Annotated in this window: 27 protein-coding genes and 1 tRNA gene; 11 read left to right on the top strand and 17 right to left on the bottom strand. The window is 38.5% G+C overall.

Annotation, left to right across the window (positions count from 1 at the left end; genetic code table 11):
* The first annotated feature begins 258 nt into the window (after window positions 1-258).
* On the top strand, window positions 259-435 hold the full coding sequence (locus tag AALA56_RS06235) for a putative holin-like toxin (protein WP_369909245.1): 177 nt from the start codon (window positions 259-261) through the stop codon (window positions 433-435).
* A gap of 453 nt (window positions 436-888) precedes the next feature.
* Here the strand turns inward: AALA56_RS06235 and AALA56_RS06230 are convergent.
* The 8 genes from AALA56_RS06230 to add all read right to left on the bottom strand — a co-directional run bounded on the left by AALA56_RS06230 (window position 889) and on the right by add (window position 4720).
* Window positions 889-960: transfer RNA gene (locus AALA56_RS06230), tRNA-Arg, on the bottom strand.
* Window positions 961-1007: 47 nt separating this feature from the next.
* Window positions 1008-1355 (bottom strand): 50S ribosomal protein L19, encoded by a 348-nt coding sequence (gene rplS, locus AALA56_RS06225; protein ID WP_115269035.1) that lies wholly within the window; start codon window positions 1353-1355, stop codon window positions 1008-1010.
* Between the two features lie 102 nt (window positions 1356-1457).
* Window positions 1458-1799, bottom strand: coding sequence for a fluoride efflux transporter CrcB (crcB, locus tag AALA56_RS06220; RefSeq protein ID WP_369909246.1), 342 nt, complete (start codon window positions 1797-1799; stop codon window positions 1458-1460).
* Entirely contained in the window at window positions 1799-2188 is a 390-nt protein-coding gene (gene crcB / locus AALA56_RS06215) for a fluoride efflux transporter CrcB (RefSeq protein WP_369909244.1), read from the bottom strand. The genes crcB (AALA56_RS06220) and crcB (AALA56_RS06215) overlap by 1 nt, the downstream gene beginning before the upstream one ends.
* On the bottom strand, window positions 2181-2450 hold the full coding sequence (locus AALA56_RS06210) for a chorismate mutase (RefSeq protein WP_115269031.1): 270 nt from the start codon (window positions 2448-2450) through the stop codon (window positions 2181-2183). The genes crcB (AALA56_RS06215) and AALA56_RS06210 overlap by 8 nt, the downstream gene beginning before the upstream one ends.
* Window positions 2419-3138 (bottom strand): VTT domain-containing protein, encoded by a 720-nt coding sequence (locus AALA56_RS06205; protein WP_369909243.1) that lies wholly within the window; start codon window positions 3136-3138, stop codon window positions 2419-2421. Before AALA56_RS06205 ends, AALA56_RS06210 begins: the two co-directional genes overlap by 32 nt.
* Before the next feature lie 60 nt (window positions 3139-3198).
* Window positions 3199-3642 (bottom strand): flavodoxin, encoded by a 444-nt coding sequence (locus AALA56_RS06200; protein WP_164683358.1) that lies wholly within the window; start codon window positions 3640-3642, stop codon window positions 3199-3201.
* Between the two features lie 55 nt (window positions 3643-3697).
* Window positions 3698-4720: an adenosine deaminase gene (gene add, locus AALA56_RS06195; RefSeq protein WP_369909241.1), complete on the bottom strand. Its 1023-nt coding sequence runs from the start codon at window positions 4718-4720 to the stop codon at window positions 3698-3700.
* A gap of 154 nt (window positions 4721-4874) precedes the next feature.
* On the opposite strand from add, the gene AALA56_RS06190 reads away from it, so the two are divergent.
* A complete protein-coding gene (locus AALA56_RS06190; protein WP_369909240.1) occupies window positions 4875-5801 on the top strand; it encodes a DHH family phosphoesterase in 927 nt (308 codons plus the stop codon).
* A 32-nt stretch (window positions 5802-5833) separates the two neighbouring features.
* Here the strand turns inward: AALA56_RS06190 and AALA56_RS06185 are convergent, their stop codons facing one another.
* Genes AALA56_RS06185 through wecB form a run of 5 tightly spaced genes read right to left on the bottom strand, consistent with a single transcriptional unit; the run spans window position 5834 to window position 10335 of the window.
* Window positions 5834-6931 carry a glycosyl hydrolase family 8 gene (locus AALA56_RS06185; protein WP_369909239.1) on the bottom strand — a complete coding sequence of 366 codons (1098 nt, stop codon included), beginning with the start codon at window positions 6929-6931 and terminating at the stop codon, window positions 5834-5836.
* Window positions 6932-6937: 6 nt separating this feature from the next.
* Complete coding sequence (locus AALA56_RS06180) at window positions 6938-8248, bottom strand: glycosyltransferase family 2 protein (protein ID WP_369909238.1); 1311 nt, start codon at window positions 8246-8248, stop codon at window positions 6938-6940.
* A complete protein-coding gene (locus AALA56_RS06175; RefSeq protein WP_164683363.1) occupies window positions 8241-8378 on the bottom strand; it encodes a hypothetical protein in 138 nt (45 codons plus the stop codon). Before AALA56_RS06175 ends, AALA56_RS06180 begins: the two co-directional genes overlap by 8 nt.
* 12 nt (window positions 8379-8390) lie before the next feature.
* Window positions 8391-9176: a hypothetical protein gene (locus AALA56_RS06170; protein WP_369909237.1), complete on the bottom strand. Its 786-nt coding sequence runs from the start codon at window positions 9174-9176 to the stop codon at window positions 8391-8393.
* Window positions 9169-10335 (bottom strand): non-hydrolyzing UDP-N-acetylglucosamine 2-epimerase, encoded by a 1167-nt coding sequence (gene wecB, locus AALA56_RS06165; protein WP_369909236.1) that lies wholly within the window; start codon window positions 10333-10335, stop codon window positions 9169-9171. The genes AALA56_RS06170 and wecB overlap by 8 nt, the downstream gene beginning before the upstream one ends.
* A 261-nt stretch (window positions 10336-10596) precedes the next feature.
* On the opposite strand from wecB, the gene AALA56_RS06160 reads away from it, so the two are divergent.
* On the top strand, window positions 10597-10839 hold the full coding sequence (locus AALA56_RS06160) for a type B 50S ribosomal protein L31 (RefSeq protein ID WP_115269015.1): 243 nt from the start codon (window positions 10597-10599) through the stop codon (window positions 10837-10839).
* Window positions 10840-10943: 104 nt separating this feature from the next.
* On the opposite strand, the gene AALA56_RS06155 is transcribed toward AALA56_RS06160, so the two are convergent.
* On the bottom strand, window positions 10944-12101 hold the full coding sequence (locus AALA56_RS06155) for a tyrosine-type recombinase/integrase (RefSeq protein ID WP_369909235.1): 1158 nt from the start codon (window positions 12099-12101) through the stop codon (window positions 10944-10946).
* Between the two features lie 55 nt (window positions 12102-12156).
* Window positions 12157-12720 carry a helix-turn-helix domain-containing protein gene (locus AALA56_RS06150; protein WP_369909234.1) on the bottom strand — a complete coding sequence of 188 codons (564 nt, stop codon included), beginning with the start codon at window positions 12718-12720 and terminating at the stop codon, window positions 12157-12159.
* A 147-nt stretch (window positions 12721-12867) separates the two neighbouring features.
* On the opposite strand from AALA56_RS06150, the gene AALA56_RS06145 reads away from it, so the two are divergent.
* From AALA56_RS06145 to AALA56_RS06110, 8 genes are all read left to right on the top strand, one after another.
* The gene (locus AALA56_RS06145) at window positions 12868-13167 is read left to right on the top strand and encodes a hypothetical protein (RefSeq protein WP_369909233.1); all 300 of its coding nucleotides are present in this window, start codon (window positions 12868-12870) and stop codon (window positions 13165-13167) included.
* A gap of 130 nt (window positions 13168-13297) precedes the next feature.
* The gene (locus tag AALA56_RS06140) at window positions 13298-13576 is read left to right on the top strand and encodes a DNA-binding protein (RefSeq protein WP_369909232.1); all 279 of its coding nucleotides are present in this window, start codon (window positions 13298-13300) and stop codon (window positions 13574-13576) included.
* 5 nt (window positions 13577-13581) lie between these two features.
* Window positions 13582-13911: a replication initiator protein A gene (locus tag AALA56_RS06135; RefSeq protein ID WP_369909231.1), complete on the top strand. Its 330-nt coding sequence runs from the start codon at window positions 13582-13584 to the stop codon at window positions 13909-13911.
* A 2-nt stretch (window positions 13912-13913) separates the two neighbouring features.
* Window positions 13914-14567 (top strand): hypothetical protein, encoded by a 654-nt coding sequence (locus tag AALA56_RS06130; RefSeq protein WP_369909230.1) that lies wholly within the window; start codon window positions 13914-13916, stop codon window positions 14565-14567.
* Window positions 14568-14860: 293 nt separating this feature from the next.
* The gene (locus tag AALA56_RS06125; RefSeq protein ID WP_369909229.1) at window positions 14861-15712 is read left to right on the top strand and encodes a replication initiation protein; all 852 of its coding nucleotides are present in this window, start codon (window positions 14861-14863) and stop codon (window positions 15710-15712) included.
* A gap of 186 nt (window positions 15713-15898) precedes the next feature.
* Complete coding sequence (locus tag AALA56_RS06120; RefSeq protein WP_369909227.1) at window positions 15899-16333, top strand: hypothetical protein; 435 nt, start codon at window positions 15899-15901, stop codon at window positions 16331-16333.
* Between the two features lie 316 nt (window positions 16334-16649).
* Window positions 16650-17906 (top strand): MobV family relaxase, encoded by a 1257-nt coding sequence (mobV, locus tag AALA56_RS06115; RefSeq protein ID WP_369909226.1) that lies wholly within the window; start codon window positions 16650-16652, stop codon window positions 17904-17906.
* A 172-nt stretch (window positions 17907-18078) separates the two neighbouring features.
* Window positions 18079-18639 (top strand): hypothetical protein, encoded by a 561-nt coding sequence (locus tag AALA56_RS06110; RefSeq protein WP_369909225.1) that lies wholly within the window; start codon window positions 18079-18081, stop codon window positions 18637-18639.
* Between the two features lie 283 nt (window positions 18640-18922).
* On the opposite strand, the gene AALA56_RS06105 is transcribed toward AALA56_RS06110, so the two are convergent.
* Together AALA56_RS06105 and relB are read right to left on the bottom strand one after the other, a co-directional pair.
* Window positions 18923-19252, bottom strand: coding sequence for a type II toxin-antitoxin system RelE/ParE family toxin (locus AALA56_RS06105; protein ID WP_164683368.1), 330 nt, complete (start codon window positions 19250-19252; stop codon window positions 18923-18925).
* Window positions 19242-19532 (bottom strand): type II toxin-antitoxin system RelB/ParD family antitoxin, encoded by a 291-nt coding sequence (relB, locus tag AALA56_RS06100; RefSeq protein ID WP_013642908.1) that lies wholly within the window; start codon window positions 19530-19532, stop codon window positions 19242-19244. The genes AALA56_RS06105 and relB overlap by 11 nt, the downstream gene beginning before the upstream one ends.
* Window positions 19533-19774: the final 242 nt, after the last annotated feature.

Here is a 19774-nt window from a genome sequence, read left to right as displayed (position 1 = left end):
TCCTAAGAAAGTATTAGATTACAAAACTCCCAGAGAGGTGTTATACGCTGGCTAACTTGGACTTGAATTTTGCCGAAGAGGTTATCAATACAGTTTATTCAAAAAACACCAGCCAACAGCTAGCGTCTTTTAGTTTGTCAACTGTCAACAATAATCTCTATCTGTGGGCTTCTAATCATCATGTTAAACCTCTAGATGATATGCCCTACTGGTTTTTTCTAAGGTATGATATAATAAGGAAGTAGAAAAGTTAAGACGGTGGCTCTTATTCTGAAAGGGTGGTGGTGCCTATGGGCGATTCATCAAAATCTAACAGAAAGGAGCAGTTTATTGTCCACTTACGAGGCAATCCAACTCATGCTGGGGTTCGGTAGTTTTCTACTTACCCTTATTGGCTTGGTTATTGTTATCGTAAAAATGAACAATAAAAAATAACCGTCTCAACTTTGGCAGGTTAACGGTTATTTTTTACAGTTATCTTCGCCACCGTCTTAAACGGTTCTGCATAGGGGAGTTGTTTACGCAACTGCCCTTTTTCTATATTCATTATACCTCAGCTTTGGAAAATAATCAATTATGAAATCTTCTATTACCTTGCTTTCATTCGTTCACTTGAAATTTTATAAAAAATACCAATAGTTTAGAATAATTGCCTCCATTATTGATATGCTAAAGCGTTATTCTATTTTTTGCAAGAACCGTGTTAAGGAAAAATAATATGGGAACTATATATCAGTTTACACCAACTACAACATATAGTATTTTAACAATATCAAAAAAGGCGACTTCCTAGATAGGAAATCGTCTTTTTGATGTTTTCGTAAACACTACATATTGTTGCTGGTGTAAACTTGTATATAGTTCCCTTAACTTATATTCACCTAATAATGACCCCTGCCGGAATCGAACCAGCAACTACTCCTTAGGAGGGAGTTGTTATATCCATTGAACTAAGGGGTCTAGTAAAAAATCTGCCAAAAGGCAGATTTGATACAAGAGTATCAGAATTATTTACGGATTTCTTTGATACGAGCTGCTTTACCTTGCAATGCACGCAAGTAGTAAAGTTTAGCACGGCGTACTTTACCGTAACGAACCACTTCGATTTTATCAACACGTGGTGTGTGTACTGGGAAAGTACGTTCTACACCGATACCGCTTGAAATTTTACGAACAGTGTACATTTCTGAGATGCCTTGACCTTTACGAGAGATAACAACACCTTCAAAAATTTGGATACGTTCACGTGTTCCTTCGACAACTTTTGCGTGTACACGCACAGTGTCACCAGGGCGGAATGATGGGATGTCAGTACGAAGTTGACCTTCTGTCAAACTTTGGATCAATGGATTCATTATTTTTTTCTCCTTCTCTTGCTAATCATAAAGTTCTTGTCCCAGCGGATTAGCCGTTTTTTGTGTGTCCATTACACACTCTTAGTAGTATATCATACCCAGTTATTTCTGTAAAGCAAATGGAATAAAATAACCGATACAAATCGCTAAAAAGCCAAAAATATAGGTCGTAGCCAGATAAATCACTAGATTTTTAGGGCTTTTAAACAGCGCTAATAGTTCAGCTTGAAAGGTGGAGTAGGTGGTCAAGCCACCACAAAAACCTGTCGCAAGAATGGTATAAGCCGGACTGTCTGGTACACAACGGTAAACAAGACCAAGACAAAAACAGCCCAGCATATTTGCTAAAAAAGTACCTAGATAAACTTGTTTTTTATTGAGTCTTGATAGAAAAAAGCGTAAAAGTGCCCCGATAGCACAGCAAAACATCATATAAATAACAATCACTGTCTACCCTCCACGCTCGTAAGCAAGCAATAAGACAAGTAAGCAACCAATAAGCCACCAACAATTATCAAAAAACTATAAGAGCCAAAAGCGAGATAATCGCCTGCTCTTAGCAGCTTGAATAAATCCAGCATAGCGCTTGAAAAGGTTGTGAAACTGCCACAAAAACCAGTGCCTAGTGCCAGTTGTAAAGAAGATGATAACCCTTTTTGACTTAGATAGCCCTTGACAAAAAAGACCAAGAGAAAGGTTCCTAGGTAATTTACAAGGAGCATACCTAGCGACAAACCAGCTAAGGTCGGCAGGTAAAGCCCTAGTAAATAACGTGCCAAACCACCAAGAGTAGCGCCGACAAAAACAGCGCTACTTTCTTTTAATCTAGTCATGTAATTGTTTTTCCTGATAGAGGCGTGATTGTTTCATGATGTCCGAAAAAGTCGCAACGACCGCTTCTTCAAAGTCTTTGTTTGTAACACGTGCTGCAACTTTTTCAAGGATAGCTTCTTCACGTTCTTTGTCAAAAACTGCCTTGCCTGTTGCTTTTTTGTAAGCAACAACTTCAGAAACAAGCTGCATACGCTTCTCTAGCAGAGCGACCAAGTCATTATCAAGCACATCAATGGCTTTTCGTGTGTCTGTGAGATTCATGTTTGTGATGTCCTTTCTTCTGGAAGATTTTAAACCCAATAAAGGCAAGTCCGCCAATCACGATAATAGCAACTAGCAGTTTGATATTACCTCGTAAAATAGCTGTTCCACCTAGTGTGTAGAGAAGACTTAGAGGTGCTAAGCCGACACTCGCCAACAGCAGCCACTCTCTAAAGGTCAACTTCATCTCGACGATACGATAGTTGACTAAAATGGTAGGGACAATGGGAAACATATAGCCAAGCGCAATAGCTAACTTGGGGTCTGGGAGTTTGTCCAAGGTTTTGAGGTGTTCATTGACCTTTGAATCCTGCCTAGAGAGGGGCAAGACCTTTAAGATTTGGATTAAGCCAAAGTTACCAAGAAGATTAGCTGTTAGGGTCATGGCAAAGCCAATAAAAGGACCAAAAGTCATCCCATTAAAAATCGCAAAGGCAGCATTGGACATAAAGGGAATGGCTGCAGTCACTGCTGTCAGCAGAGTGAGAATGGCAAAATTAGTCCATGTGGGTGAGCGAAAACGCTGTAAAAAATCCGTGATACTCTTTGACGTCTCGCTCAGATTTAGCAATTTGTCCCAGTTATGAATGAGATAAACGCTAGCATAGCTCACCACTAAGAGGAGCCCAAAAATAATCAGCAGCCGCTCAATCCATTTGTAGGGGAGTTGGAAACGTTTTTTTGTCATAAGCGTATAAAAAACTATGAGTTTTTTGCCCTAAAGCTGACAACTCATAGCTAGCTCCCTCTATCCTAGCTTAGCAGATAAGGTCTCTGCAAAAGCTTCTAATTTCTCAATGTCCTCATCTTCAGCTGCTAGGTCGACTTTAACACTCTCTGCGCCTTTTTCAGCACCTGTTTGTGCGAATTGTTCTTCAAAGTCATCAACAGCCTTACAGAAATAATCGTAGAAGGTATCTCCAGAGCCAACCACACCATAGATTTTCCCTGATAAGTCAAGGTCTGCTAAATCTTCGTAGAGGTCGACAATCTCATCTGGCAGGTCACCATCGCCATAGGTGTAAGTGGCTACAATGGCAAGGTCTGCGTCCTCAAAGTCACTAGCGTCAACAGTTGTACACTCATCAACCTCAACATCGTGTCCGAGTTCTTCTAGTTTCTGTCCGACAATATCTGCGATTTCTTCTGTATTACCAGTCATGCTGGCGTAAATAATTTTTGCTAAAGCCATAAGTTCCTCCCTATTATTAGCTCTATTTTAGCATAATTTCAGTTGATTTGACAGTTTATTTTAAGAAAGGCTGATAATTTTCTAAAAGTTTCGCTTTCAGCGCTTCTTTTTGGTCTTGATTGATAAAGGCAGCGTCAAGCGCCATTTGATTATACTCTAGAAAATGAGCCACATCGACTCCAAAATAATCGTGAAAGAGCTGGTATTCCTTTGCCAAGGTGGTATCAGACACGGTGCGGTTGTCGGTATTGATACTGAGTTTAGCGCCAGCCTTGACCAAGTCCAGATAAGGAAAATCAGTTATTGTCTGTGCAGCTTTGGTTTGGAGGTTGCTGGTTAGACACAGCTCTGCAGTCACTCCAGCCTTGACAAACTCTTCTAAAATCTCTGGCTCTTGGCAGATGGCTGTCACATGTCCCATGCGTTTGATACCTAGTGCAATGCTGTCTGTGATGTGGTTGGGACAACCGCACTCACCAGCGTGAAAGGTCATGGGATAGCCTAGCGATTGCGTGTAGGCGATGAGTTCTTTAATCTTTTCTGGAGGAAAGCCGTGCTCATCTCCAGCAAAGTCAAAACCTACAAAACCATCAGCAGCCAGCTCTGCTATTTCCTCAAAAAGCGCTTCGGTAAGTGTCACGCTAGCCTGACGCATGCCACAGGCTAGACACTTAGCAACGATACCAAACTCCTCTTGGGCGTCCTTGAGACCAGCGACCATGCCTTCTATGGTTTCCTTAGCAGTGAGCCCCTCATCCATTGAGAGCTCTGGGGCAAATCGCACCTCGATATAGAGGACATTTTCACTAGCAGCTTGTCTCGCTACGTCATAGGCAGCTAGGCGCAGCGCTTCCTTTGTCTGCAAAAGCGGACGGACAAAGTCAAAGGTTCTGAGATAATCCACTAGACTAGTTGCATCCTTAGGAGCGGTGATACGCTCTTTTAAATCAGCGTCACTCTCAGGAAGCGTCACATTCGCCATTTTAGCCAACTTGCGAATCACAGGAATGGACAAAGAGCCATCTAAATGACAATGTAGTTCTGCTTTTGCTAAAGCGTGAAAATCAATCGCACTCACACTATATCCTCCGTCTCAATAGTATATTGTTTCTATTCTAACAAAAATAAGGATTATTTCAAGGGGAAAACTACTCAAATGAGGACTTCTCTCATAATATCCCGCTCTATTTGTGGTATAATGAATAAAACTGCTAGTTAGAAAAGAGAATTGTATGTTTCAAGAGATTTTAGCACAAATCCAAAACTATAACACCATCATCATTCACCGCCACATGAAGCCAGACCCAGACGCTCTAGGCAGCCAAGTGGGGCTGAAAGAGATTATCAAGCATAATTTCCCAGATAAGCGAGTCCTTGCTACAGGCTACAACGAGCCTAGTCTGTCTTGGGTGGCACAAATGGACGATGTAGCAGACAGCGACTACAAGGACGCCTTGGTCATTGTGACAGATACAGCCAACACCCCTCGCATTGACGATAAGCGCTATACCAAAGGGGCATTTCTGATTAAGATGGACCACCATCCAAACGATGATGTCTACGGTGACATCTGCTATGTGGATACGACCGCTTCAAGCGCTAGTGAGATTATCTGTAATTTTGCGCAGACCGTTGGACTCAGTCTGTCTGATGAGGCAGCACGCCTGCTCTACACAGGTATTGTCGGGGATACAGGGCGCTTTCTCTACCCTGCAACAACTAGTAAGACGCTTGCTATCGCCAGTTTTCTGCGTCAGTTTCAGTTTGATTTTGCCGCTTTGTCACGCCGGATGGATTCCTTTTCACTCAAGGTGGCAAAATTGCAGAGTTACGTCTTTGACCACCTCGAGATTGACTCAACTGGTGCTGCTCGTGTGCTCTTGACCCAGGAAACACTCAAACACTTTGATGTGACTGACGCTGAGACGGCTGCTATTGTTGGTGTGCCTGGGAAGATTGACAGCGTTGAGACGTGGGCAATTTTTGTGGAGCAGGCTGATGGGCATTACCGTGTGCGCCTGCGTAGTAAGGAAAAAGTCATCAATACCATCGCTAAGCGCCATGATGGCGGTGGACATCCCCTAGCTAGCGGTGCCAACTCCTACAGCCTAGCTGAGAATGAACAGATTTTCCAAGAATTAAAGGATTTATTTGCCTAGAAAAAAAGCCATTGCTTTTAGCAATTGGCTTTTTATAAGGTCTCAAGAGCGACCAGTGTCACCAGCGTAGCGTCATAGTAGGACTGTCCAGACAGTTTGGTCATGAAAATATAGCGATTTTCCTCGACCAATTTTTGATAGTCTGTGTTTTGACTGCCGGCATAAAGCAGCGGTGCTGAAAAACTGCCCGCATTTTGCTTGGTGAGGGCGTGTCCTGCTAGGTCGTAGCCAGTGTAGACATGGTTTTTACTCATGAAAAAGGTCATCACCTTGCCTAGCACCTGCTGACTTTTAGCGTCCTTGCTATGGGCTAGATTGTAAGGCAGACGACAGGCGTTGTAAGAATAACTGCCGTCAAATTCATTTGCCATATCGTTGCTTGAAGCTACCTTGACATTGCCGTCCTCCAGCCAGATAAAGTCGGGAACTAAACCCGTCTTGACCTTTTGACTAACGAGAGTCAATTTGTCAAGCATGTTATCCTTGATGGTCAGCCAGCGCTCGTCTCCTGACAGCTCATAAAAACTGCTAAACTGCTCAGGAAGTACATCTGATGTTCGGACGAGGTTGTAATACTCGCTGTCTTTTGTCGCCCAATTGCCTACCGTTAGCACCTCCTGTGTGCTGTTGTAATTATAAGTCAAGATGTCTGCAAGCAAGCGCTTCGCTTGCTTTTTATATTCCTCATCATTCCAAAGCTTAGCCGCTCGGATAAGCGCATAGGCTATATAGAGGTCGCCGTCTGTTGCGTTGCTTTTTTGTGAGGTCTCTTTTTGCCCAGAGATAATTTGTCGCCAAGACATGAGCTGGCTGCTTCCATCACGGTGGCTGAGATAGTAGTGATAGAGATGATTAAACTGACTTTTGCTGGCTAAGCCTTCCTCGGATGCCTCAACAGAAATCAACATCCCATAGCCCTGCGCCTCTGACAAAACCACGTCTTTTGTCACGTCGTTTGTCGTTTTGATGTAGGCTGTATCACCCTTTGTCACCAAAAATTTTCGTGTCCACTCCTTGTAGAGGTTGGACTTTAGCACTTTGTCATTGGTCTGTCTTGCTCGTAGAAAAATCACAGAAAGTAAGACCAGTGCTACTATAAACCAAATAAATCTAAATTTCGTTCTCCTCATAACTTCCTAACCTGAAAAGCGTTTTGTTTTCACCCATTTTGTCCCGTCACGCTGGAGTACCTTGTCTAAGGTGAGCGACACAAGAGCGTCAATGGATACGATAATAAATAACTGTGAATAGGTAAAATAAGCAAGCAAGGCTATCCAAAGCTGGTGAGACATTGCCTGCCCAAATTGTGTTGCCATCGCTAGATGAATCTGCAAAAGGTAAATCAAAATCATCAGTAGCCAATTAAAAAACAACATCTGCTCCAAATAAAGATTGCTACCGTTAAAGGTAAAAGGCAGAGTCACCTCATCGTTAAATTGTCTGACAACAAGTGCGATAAGATTAGACGCAAAGATGATGTTTGATAGGACAATAGCGGCATTGAACCAGAAGAAGGTACAAGTGTAGTAGACAACTTCTAGCTTGACCCGCCAATTGCTGGGTCTAAAGAGATGGCGAATATTTTTGAAAACCACCTCGTAATTGCCTTTTGCCCAGCGTTTTCTCTGCATGTAGTAGGTTTTTAGCGTCTCTGGCTCTTGCTGAAAAGCTTCTGAATTGTAGGCGAGAGCGATGAGCTTACCTTTTTCCATAATCTTAAAAGAAATGTCGGTGTCCTCTGTTAAAGCTCCCGAACTCCAGCCACCAATACTCTCAACAAAAGCCTTTTCAATGAGAAAATTCGTCCCTGGAATACGCCCAATTTTAAACAAATGCCAACTGCCCACATGCTGCACACGCTGTGTGGTGATGATTTCTTGATTGATAAAGCGTGTCAAGAGATTTTGCTTAGCGTTGCGGGTTTTATTGCGCCCAAAAGCAGCCACATAGTCGTCTTTATTTTCCAAAATCTTTTTGACCAGAAAATAAAGAGCATTAGCCTCTGGCATGGCGTCTGCGTCGTAGACAGCGATGTAGTCGCCCTTTGCCAGCTTTAGTGCATCGTTTAAGACACCAGCTTTCCCGCCTGTGCCCTGACGCTCTATTAGACGAATGGTGTGACCTTTGTACTTGGCGTCTGCCTTGACACGCTCCATCTCTGAAAAGGTTGCGTCGCTACAGTTATCTGCAAACAGCAAAACTTCCATGGCTTCTTTTGGATAATTCATCGCTAAAATTGCACGCATGGTTTTTGCAATGACCACTTCTTCATTGTGCGCAGGTACAACAACACTAATCATCGGATACTCTTTTAGTGGCGATAGGTCAACGTCAAATCTGCTGTGCTTGAGCCAAAAATGGGTAGCAGAAGAAAGAGTCAACAGCGACCAAAAAAGCGACAACCAGATAGACACCAAGGTCACTATAATAGAGAGCTGACTAATCATGCTTCACCGCCTTAAAGTGATGATTGACCCGATTGTAAATCACTAGATAACAAATAGCGAGCACGCAAAAATTCAGCGCAAAGAGGATACTGACAATCCACACCAGAACATGAAATACCTCAACTAACATCTGCTACTCCTTTCAATATTCTACGATTAAGTCGGTCTCTAGCATACGCTTTAGCAAATGCTGTACTTTTGAAAAGGACATCGTATCCGTATCAAATGAACTCCTCATACTGATAACAGCGCTCTGGTATTGCAGGCTGTGATGACTACTTTTATTGATAAACAGCTCTGCTTGCAATTGAGGCAACAAAGTTTGACGGATAAGTTTCTCATAGTCCTTACTATCGTCTGTCGATAAAATCAAAAAATCACCGTCTGAGAGATAGTAGACACTGTCTTCTAAACCGACAAAGCGCTCCAGAGTATCCGCCATGTGCTTAATCATACGGCGGTATTCCTTGGAGTGCACTTGATAAAAATAGTCATTATGCGCCCAATGAACGAGACTAATCTGCAGGTGACTCCCTGAAACCCTGGTCTCCTCAAGCAAGACCTTATAGGCAGCTTCAGCCTGCTTTTCCTTTGTGGTGACCTTAGATACTCTCGTGTGGTAATAAGCCACCAAGCAATTGCCCAGTGTCAATGCCAAAGGAAAGCTAATCACCAGCAAAAAAAGAGACATACCTGCCATAAAGCTCACACCAGACAGCAAAATCATGACCGCAAGAGCTATGGACAAAAGCGTCATCCACGCAATTAAGAGCGTACTCAAGAAAAGATTGCTCACTAAAGCCAAGGCAAGTAGGCAAAACAAACTCGACAAAAAAGGCTTATCCACCAAAAAGTCATAAATGAGCAAAAACAGTAATCCAGCTGATAAGACCGCACTCTCTATTAACAAATGTCTTTGCTTATTCATCACTCACCCCACTTGCAAAATCTAGCGGGCGCTCTGCTCGTCCAAAATGATAGGCTAGTGCCTGTGTGATACGCTCTGACGCACAGCCATCTCCATAAGGATTTTGCGCCCTTGCCATGCGATTGTAGCACTCTCTGTCACCCAAGAGTTCTCGCATAGCGCTTTTAATCGTTTCCTTGTCAGTACCAACTAAACGCAAGGTGCCTGCCTGCACGCCTTCTGGGCGCTCTGTTTCCTTACGTAAGACAAGGACAGGCTTACCAAGTGACGGCGCTTCTTCTTGCACACCACCTGAGTCGGTCATGATAAAATAGCTGCGCCGTGCGATATTATGAAAATCAACCACATCAAGCGGTGAGATGAGATGGATATGCTCAACGCCATCTAGCATTTGCTTGGCTAGCGCTTGCACATTGGGATTTGGATGTACTGGAAAGACAATCTCCAAGTCCTCATACTCTGCGCTTACTTCATAAATAACCTCAAACACCTCTTTCATGGCGTCACCGTGACTTTCTCTACGGTGCATGGTCAATAAAATAAAGCGTTTGTTAGCGTCCAGTCTATCAAACAGCTCATGGTGATAAGAATCGCTAACAGTCAGAGACAGGGTGTCTATCACCGTATTTCCCGTCACAAAGATAGCATCTTGGCTTCGTCCTTCTTGCAGGAGATTTGCTCTACTCTTAGCAGTTGGTGCAAAGTAGACATCACACATAGCGTCGGTCAGCTGGCGATTCATCTCCTCTGGAAAGGGTGAGAGTTTGTCCCAAGTACAAAGCCCAGCCTCGACATGCCCCAGCTTAATGTGATTGTAAAAAGTCGCTAGACTAGCAGCAAAGGCTGTCGCTGTGTCACCATGAACCAAAACCATATCAGGCTGTTCTTTTTTGAGCACAGCGTCCAATTTCTCAAGAATGACTGTCGTCACATCCACCAAACTCTGGCGCTCACTCATGACATCCCAATCATAATCAGGCCCTATCCCAAACACCTGACACACTTGGTCAAGAAGTTCCCTGTGCTGTGACGTCACCACAACCTTGGTCTCAAATAAATGATTTTCCTTTTTCAACTGAAAAATTAAAGGAGCCATCTTAATGGCTTCTGGTCGTGTCCCAAAAACAACCATCACCTTCAAACGTTTTTCAGAAGACATAATGACCTCTCTTTCATTTGTTTATAATGTTATAGTAACAATCTCTTATTGTTACACAAGTTTATTTTAATAATATGAAAAAGAGATTGAAAACATTAAAATAATATTAAACTAATATTTCATTTATTTTTGAAGTGACTTTTTCTTATCCGTCAAAAAATTCGCTAAAAAGACTTGTCAAGTCTGGCAAGTTTTGGTAGAATGTAATAGTTAATAAACTATGGCTCACAAGAGCTATGGCAGAAAGGAAAATTGTTAAACATGAAAAAAGATATCCATCCAGAATATCGTCAAGTTGTCTTCATGGACACTACTACTGGCTACAAGTTCCTTAGCGGTTCAACAAAATCTTCTAAAGAAACTGTTGAATTTGAAGGTGCTGAATACCCACTTATCCGTGTTGAAATCTCATCAGATTCACACCCATTCTACACAGGTCGTCAAAAATTCACTCAAGCAGACGGACGTGTGGATCGTTTCAACAAAAAATACGGTCTCAAATAAGAAACCGCATTTATCATCTAGAAACGTTGATATTAAGCCATTTTCGAGAAGTCGAAATTGGCTTTTTTTATTTTTAGTACCGTTTTTGGTACCGTCTTGGAAAATTAATTATTTGACTTTTTGAGATAATCAGCAAATTTTTTTATTGTCTGTTCTCCTCCTGCTTCTGTGGCATGACTGTAGGTATCTAATGTCATTTGACTACTAGCATGACCTAACCGCTTGGCAGCATTAACTGGGTCTACTCCTACTTCTATCATTAAGGTTGCATGAGTATGCCTAAACCCATGAGGTGTGATTTTCTTTAAATTATGTTTATTGATAATACGCTTCAATATGCTGTTAATATAATCTTGATACAAAGGCTGTATTTTTCCGTCTCTATCAACAAACGTAAACATATAATCATTATCAATTAATGGGGTAACTGAAAGTTGCCCTTTTTCTTTTTTACTTTGCTGTTTCCATTCTCTCAAAATTGCTGTTGTTTCAGCGTCTAAAGGAATTTGACGCACTGAAAATCTATTTTTAGTACTTTTTTCAACTGCTTTTCCTTTTATCCGCCCTAAATTTTTGGTGACAGATAATATCTGTTTATCAAAATTCATATCAGACCACCTTAAAGAATAAAGCTCGCCTTTCCTTAAACCGCTATAAGCTAATAATCTAAATAAAGCATAGTTCTTATAAGGTTCTTCCACCTTTACAATAGCTAAAAATTCGTGTAATTCATCAACATTGAAAAAATTATCAGACTGTTTTTGCTCTCTTTTAGGTAAAGTAACGTCTTTCATAGGGTTCTCAGCAATCAATTTCATCTTAACCGCAAAGGAAAAAACTTGATTAGTATAAGACTTTACTTGCTTAATATTTCTAAACGTTTTTCCCTTTTCTGTAATAAACTCCTGGCATTGCCAAGGAGTTATTTTTGAAATTTTAAAATTTCCTAGTGTTGGTAAGATGTGTAACCGAAACATATCATCAGTACGGACGCTTGTCGTCCTCTCTACAGTATCTTGATATGTTTTGAACCATTCTTCAAAAACTTCCTCAAAACGTCTCTCAGGGGCTCTGAGAAGCTCTGAGAGCTCCCCTGTTGATTTTTTATGATAAATCATAGCTTCATGTTCTTTTGCTTCCCTACGCGTTTTAAAACCGCTTTTAAAATAATCATGACGTTTTCCGTCAATCACTCGGTAAATTCTAACTTTGTAAAGATAGCCTGTTTTGGACTTTTTAGCCTTGTACTTAATAATAGACATTGTAATTTCTCCGTTTCTAAAGTTTTCGGAGCTTATAAAACAATGAAATTACATATTAGTCTTTCTTTTGTCCGGCTTTCTGCATCTCTTTATACTCTTCAGACTTTTCCCACTCTTCCCAAACATAATGATAAGGTGAGTTTTTATCACCACTCTTATTTAGCAGATATGGAAATATTGTTTCAGATTGCTCTTTTAAAAATTGCTTATAGGCTTTCACGATAATTGGGTGATAGCCTTTTTCTTTTATCAAAAAGTCAATATGGCTTTCTAAAATTCCTGTTCCGCTAATATCAGCAAGTAAACTGGCAACATCATCTTTAAAAGGTGTCCAATCATCAATCTTTTTACTTGCTACAGAACCGTCTTTTAAAAACTTAACAAACGATTTCACAAAACTATCCTCACTAGGATTTCTTAAAACAGGATTATCATCAATTCCTAGCAAATAAGGAATTGATACCCCAAAATAATCCGATAAAATTTGAGCATTTTTAGCATTCGGAATTCTAGTTCCTTGATTATAATTTCCTAGAGTAGAATACCCTATCCCTGTTGCTTCACTTATTTCTTTTAGACTTAATTTGCTATCTTTAACAAGCAATTGAAAATTTGTCAATTCTTCTTCCTCCTTTTTAAGAATTATAACATAAATTACACAAAAGAGAAAAAATGCTTGACAATAAACACAAAAGAGAATAAAATTAAATACATGTTACACGTAGGTGTATTTTCGGAGCTTATAAAACAATGAAAGGAGTTAACTATGGCTTACACACTAGAAGAACAAGAAACGTTTGTCCGATTTGATGCACTGGATAAACAGTGGACGATTGAAACTAATTATTACCCGCACATCCAAAAGGTGTTAAAGCTTCCTGAAGCTTATGAAGTGTTAAACACTGAGGAAGAAGAAGGCAGAACGATTTGGCTCAATGCCATTATGAAGATTGGTGAGGATTTTTCAATCAATGTATTTCCTAAGAAAAAACGCAAGATGACAGAAGAACAACGCCAAGAACTTGCTGAACGTATGAAACGGACAAGAGCAACCCTTGAAAAATAGGAGTGTCGCTCAGTCTGAAATACTAGATAGGTATATTTACCCTATGGAACTATTTTAGATTGAACTATACCCAGAAAATAGGCAGCGAAAATAGCTTAAAAATGATTTTAAGAAAAAGGAGAACCTGCAAATGGCAGAAGAATTCATTTTACAATTACCTAAACGAAAAGAAAAAGAGCTACTGGCTCGCTATGATAATATGCTACAAATTGCCATTGAAAAAGCCCTTGAAGACAAGGAACTTTATAAACCGTTGGTTCGTATGTCTGGTTTGTGTCGTTGGCTAGATGTTTCGACAACTACTGTCGTTAAATGGCAAAAAGAAGGTATGCCACATATGGTTATCGATGGAGTAACTTTATACGACAAACGTAAAGTCGCTCAATGGCTACAACAATTTGAGAGGTAAGCAGAATGATTGATTATGAAAATGATTATTATTTGATACCAAAAGCCTTATATACTGACCCCGAATATGCTTTTTTATCAGATAGGGCAAGGTTAACCTATGCTATTTTATGTGATGAACAACGCAAAGCAGCTGAAAGAGGACAGTTTGATGAAAATGGAGATGTCTATATCGATTTTTCTAACAAAGCTTTTCTAAAACTACTTGGCTGTAGCAAGAAAACTTTTCTCTATTACCGTGATTCGTTAGAGTTATGTGGACTGATAGAATGTGAACAACGTGTATCACGAACAATGGGGAGCCTGCCAACGAGAATTTACATCAAGGAGATTTAGATATGCTAAAACTTTATTTTGATAACAATACCGTGAGACGTCATAACATTGAGCAATGGTTGCTTAAGCATAATATTCAGTTTCAGAGTTATGTTATTGATGATATGACACAAACTGACCTACTTCGATTTTTCACAAAAACAGAAGACTGTTTCAGTATTTTAAAGCGCACAAGTTGGCGCTATAAGTTAGATAATCAGACAACTATGAAAAGCTTTATGGTTATGATTTTATCAAATAAGCAGAAATATTTAGAGACCCCTTTGCTCGAAACAGACACGGTTGTTTTAAGCAATATTTTGGTAGATGATTTAGGTCAGTTTTTACCAACACAACAAAAGAAAATTGAACGTAGAGAATTACTCCGCAAAGCTGATGAAATTTCTCAAGGTCGTATCTTTTGGGAAAATGTTGCTTGTTATCGCTCTAAAGCCAACATAAGATATCTAACACTGTATCAGAATATTTTTAAGCTGACGCACACTGTAGAAACAACAACCATGGATTTTAATAGATTCTGCAACAAATTAAAGGAATATCGTAGTTCTTATCTTCTTCCTCCTGAAAATTGGATTGAAGCTATTGCTGAAATTTTTGAGATTGGAGTTGATGAGCTTTTTCAAGAAAAAAATACAGAAATTTTGATACAAAAATAGTTTAAAATTTTTATGAAAATAGCTATGAAAATATTATGAAAATGGAATTTTGAGGTCAAATTTTTGGAGGGTCCGAAAATTTTATAACAGGGCGCCCTCTAACAGCCCGCTATGTGCACATCTGATGTGCATCCACCACACCCGTTTTTTGGCAAGTTTGGCTGGAGAAAAATGAAAATGGTTCGACGAAGTCGGCTCGGGGTTGCTCCCCCGAGAATGTCATTTTACGTAAGCCTTTGCGCAGACAAAAAAATCGGCGCCGATAGGCGACCGTCAAAGAAAGGAGTTCTTTTTTGGATATAAAAATCAGCTTGGATAACATTACAATGACAGCTTATGTTAAAACAAATAAGCTTCCTCAGCTAAAAAATTTGGTTGAAAACCACATTGCAATCATTGTGACTACTGCTATGACTGATTTATTTAATGCTTCTACCAAGGCTGAAGGTCGTGTTATCCTCAAAATAGATTATGACAAAAGAAAAGGACAAGCCTTTCACGCTCGCCCATTCCGCTTAGAGTTCAACCCAAACAAACTCCGTCCAATTGATAAAAAAATTATTGACATCATTATACCATATCTTGAAGATATTTCAATATCTCGTGCTGACTTGGCATTTGATTTATTTGAGGTAGATTGTAGCGAATTTATTTTAGAGAAAAAAGGCAGACCAACTGCAACAAAAGAATTTAGGTCTAACCTAGGAAGACTTGAAACAAAATATCTTGGTGCTTCTCGTTCAGAAAAGCAAATTAGGTTATACAATAAAAAACTTGAACAATTAGAAAATGGAACACCTGCAGAAAAAGAATTTGCTAACCAATTTTCCCACTGGTGGCGTTTAGAATTTCAACTTCGCAATCGTTCCGTTGATGAAATATTTGATGTTATTAACACTATCATTTTTAAACCCTTTGATTTTACTGAGTTACCAGTTGAAACACAGATTTATCTTGTGGCTTATACTCGTGATAAAAATATATGGAAAAAACTACATAGGAATACCAGAACCAAATACAAAAAAATTCTTGAAAGTTATAAAACATCTGAAATAGACTATTTAAAACTTATGAAAGAATTACTTAAACATGAACGTCCAAGACTTGAGAAAGAATTAGCTTATTTTGGTAGTCAAGCACCTTAAAATAGCTTTAAACCTTTTGGTTGAAAATGTATTAATACCAATACTTTGATAGGTCAAAAATAAGGATAACAAACCGTGCTAACAGCTAAAAAATTAATCAGTTTCTTTTAAGAATTGAACATCTAAAAATAGCTTTCAACCTTTTGGTTGAAAACCCAATAATACCAAAGCTTTGAGAGGTTAAAAATGAGGATAAAAGACTATGCCGATAGTAAAGGAGTTACTAGTCAGACTATTTATAAAAAAATGCGCTCCCCAAAATACAAAGAAAGATTAAAAGGTCACTTGTACAGAGACAACCAAAAGGTTGAAAACCTTGATTTAATAGGCATTAAGATATTGGAAGATTATGCTTTTGAGAATGATGTTATAAAACTGGAGAAGGAATTGGTAGAGCTTAGGACACAGTTCGAAGATAGGGAGAAACAGTTGCTGGAATGCCTAGAAAAATTAGAGATGGAAAATAAAATAGTAAATGGCTATCTACAAAATAGTCATAGGAATGTCCAAGCTTGGACAGATTACGCAGGAAGTTTGGAGATGGAACGTCTATACCTGATTGTAGCACTAGCTATTGTGCTCTTAGCATTCCTGATTGCAATGGGCTTTGCCGTCTTCTGACGGCAATTGGAGGACAATGCGAAGCGTCCGACTTATGGCACTGAAAGAGTGCCATTACTCGCAACGGCTAGTATAGTCGAAACTCCTCTTGTGATTCGAGAGGTGGTTCGAGGTCGCTCCTGTATTCGGAGCGAAAAGCTGTCTGCAAGACCCTTCGGAGAACGCACTTTTACGAAGTAAAGCGTAGTGCGTTACACTTTACATGGAAGTAGTGCCGAAATCTTGAGAGAAAACTAATTGTGTGGTTGCTTATTCGTGGTGGCAAATTCCGCCACCACCTCGGCGACCTTTTGAGCCGAGAAAGGAGCATTGAAATATGAGCTATGTTGTAGCTAGAATGGAAAAATACAAGTCTAATCAATTGAGTGGTATTTATAATCATAACGAACGTACTTTTAAAAATCACTCTAACAAAGATATAGACCCTAGTCGTTCTCACCTTAACTATGAACTAACCAATCGTGACAAAACTCAAACCTATCATAAACAAATAAAGGAGCACATTAATGAAAATCGCATATCTAGTCGTGGAATCCGTAAAGATGCTGTACTCTGTAACGAATGGGTTATTACATCAGATAAAACGTTTTTTGAGTCGCTAGACCAGGAACAAACCAAAAAATTCTTTGAGAGTGCTAAAAACTACTTTGCTGAAAAATATGGAGAAGCTAACATTGCCTATGCTAGTGTACATCTTGATGAAAGTACACCACACATGCATTTGGGAATTGTACCAATGAAAAATGGTAAATTAAGCTCCAAAGCACTTTTTGGAAACCGAGAAAAATTAAGAGAAATTCAAGATGAATTACCAAAATACCTTAATGAACAGGGGTATCATTTGCAACGTGGTGAGGTAGGTAGTAAGAAAAAACATCTAAAAACCGAAGAATTTAAAGAAAAACAAAAAATACTAAAAAAAGCTGATGAAACCATTGATAAGAAAAACTGCGAAATTGACAATGCCAAAAATCAACTAAATAACCTACAAAATGATATTGATAGTAAAAAACAAGCCCTTTCAGAACTTGAAAACAAGGAATGGGAGACTGTAGGAACCCTTGAAAGATACGAAAAAGAAATCAAGGAGCTTTCAAATTTAAAAATAGATTTAACAGAACTTGATAACTTTAACCTTGATAACTTACAAAAAAATAATCTCATCAAGCGAACATTTGACGGTAAATTGAAAATGGATAAAGAAACATTCGAAAAACTCTATCATACCGCAAAGAAGAATATATCAGATAACACTAAATTAAAACAAGAATTAAATAAACTTCAATCAGAAAACAATCAACTATTACGAAACTTATTGTCTTATCGTAAGACAAGTGATGAGAACGTAACATTAAAACAAGAAAATCGGCAGTTAAAAGACAAAGTCAAAAATTTAGATAGTCAAGTAACGCTATTAAACAAAAAAGTGGCTATTTGGAGAGAGAAAGCAAAAGAATTTATGCCAAAGCCAGTTTTCCAAAACACACTTTCATTTGTCAATAGCTTAAGCCCAATAGGGTTAGCTAAGACAGTTGTTAGGCAAGTTAAAAATCTTGTCGACAAAAATAGCTAGTATCACTTTTATGCCGTGAAAGCTACTTGATAGCAAGCCATGCGATTTAGACTAAATTTGACGAGTTGTCAGACTGAAGAGCTGACAACCGACAAATTAGAAAAAAATAGCATGGGTTACTTGCTGTCAAGTAGACCATGGAATAATTTTTTTAATGCAAGGAGTACATAAAATGGCAAATAAGGAAGTCTTTTACTATTTTCATCATGACTTATCAAAAAAAGATAAAGGTGGCATAGAGCCAATATATACTGGTAAAAATCTCTTATTTTTATTATGGTGGACTTTTATTCACACAGATTATAACAATTATGTTGATATTGAATCTGGTGTTCAAGATGATGTCACTAAAGCTGTTAGGGAAACAAAAGAATTTAAAGATTTTTATGAAAGTGAATTACAACTTCGTTGCATAAAACAGGAACTAAAAAATTATAATATCCATTTTGCTTACGCTACTGATAAAGAATTAGAAAGATATAATGCACAATTTGGATATGAAACATCTGATGAGCATAAAGGAAAAATGCTAATTGGAATTGCACCTATGGACGAAGAAACCTATGTCAGAGGGTATTTGAAATTCATAGAAGATATTTCCAGTACTGATACTTGCTATGGAATATATCACAGACTCATTAAATCTGAAAAGACGATGCTTCCAATTGAACAAATTAATTATATAAAAGAATTGACTAAAAAGAATTTAAATGATATATTGACAATAAGCTAAGACTGAGTTTGAGTTGGTGACAACTCATTCAAAGAGTACTCGTCATGAGTACTAGGTAGAGGTGCTGCCTCCTGACTCTGTTCAAGCAAATCCCCGATTGGGTTCTTAGCTTTTTAAGTTAGGAGAAGGTTGGGTGACTGGTAACAGCTTGCTCAAAGGTATCCCTTTCGGATACGGGTTCGGCACTGCCTTGGGGTTCGTCCTCTAAAGAGCCCGAACTAATTTGGCTCCTAACTAAAATCACCTTAAAAGCCTTAGTTTTACTACTAAGGCTTTTAGATTGCTATTTGAACAATTTTACATAATCACTTCGAGTTGAGACAATATGGGTAATGATAACTTCCTTTTTTTCATCATCAACAAAATATAAAGCTATATAATCTTTCCCAATTGTTAAACCTCTGGTTTTATGACGTTTATCTAAAGTTTTTCCAAATCTTTCATCAGCATCAAACCCTACTTCAGGAAAAATCTCTAAAGCACTTATTTTTTGCATGATATTATCAACTACTTTTTTCGCTGATGTTTCTGACTTGAAATTATTAATTATATATTCTTTTATTTCTACCAATGCTTCCAAAGCACCAGTGTTATAACTCACTTTATAATCCAAGACGTTTTCTCACCTCTTCAGCTGAATAAGTATTTACACCAGCTTCATAATCATCTATAGCCTGCTTTATTTCTCCTTGAAGTTGTCTAAATAACTTCTCTTTTTCTAGTTCTTCTTCGTTCAACAAGTCAATTTCATTAGTAACAACAACATTTTGTAGAAATAATCTTAAAGCATGTGATAATGTCAAATTCTTTTTATTTAAAACTTCTTTAGCCTCACTTACTAATTCTTTATTAGCTTGAAAAGTAACGGCTCTATTTTTTTCTGCAACTACCATTTATGTAACTCCTTTATGTAATTTATTTAATTATCTCATATATATAAAAAAAGTCAATAAAAAAGGCTCAACATAATTGAGTGAGATTTCATTATTTTATAAGCTCCGAAACTTAATATTTTTGGTACCTTTTTGGTACCGTATATATTTATAAATACTTAATGTATATAAAATTTTTTAAAATTAAAATCCGTTAACCCTTATTTTAAAAGGTATTTGCCCATATCATATATAATTTTTGG

Source organism: Streptococcus hyointestinalis, from assembly GCF_041225505.1.
Taxonomy (GTDB): Bacteria; Bacillota; Bacilli; order Lactobacillales; family Streptococcaceae; genus Streptococcus; species Streptococcus hyointestinalis_B.
The sequence above is the reverse complement of the archived record's forward strand: the minus strand, read 5'-3'. Positions and strand labels throughout refer to the sequence as shown.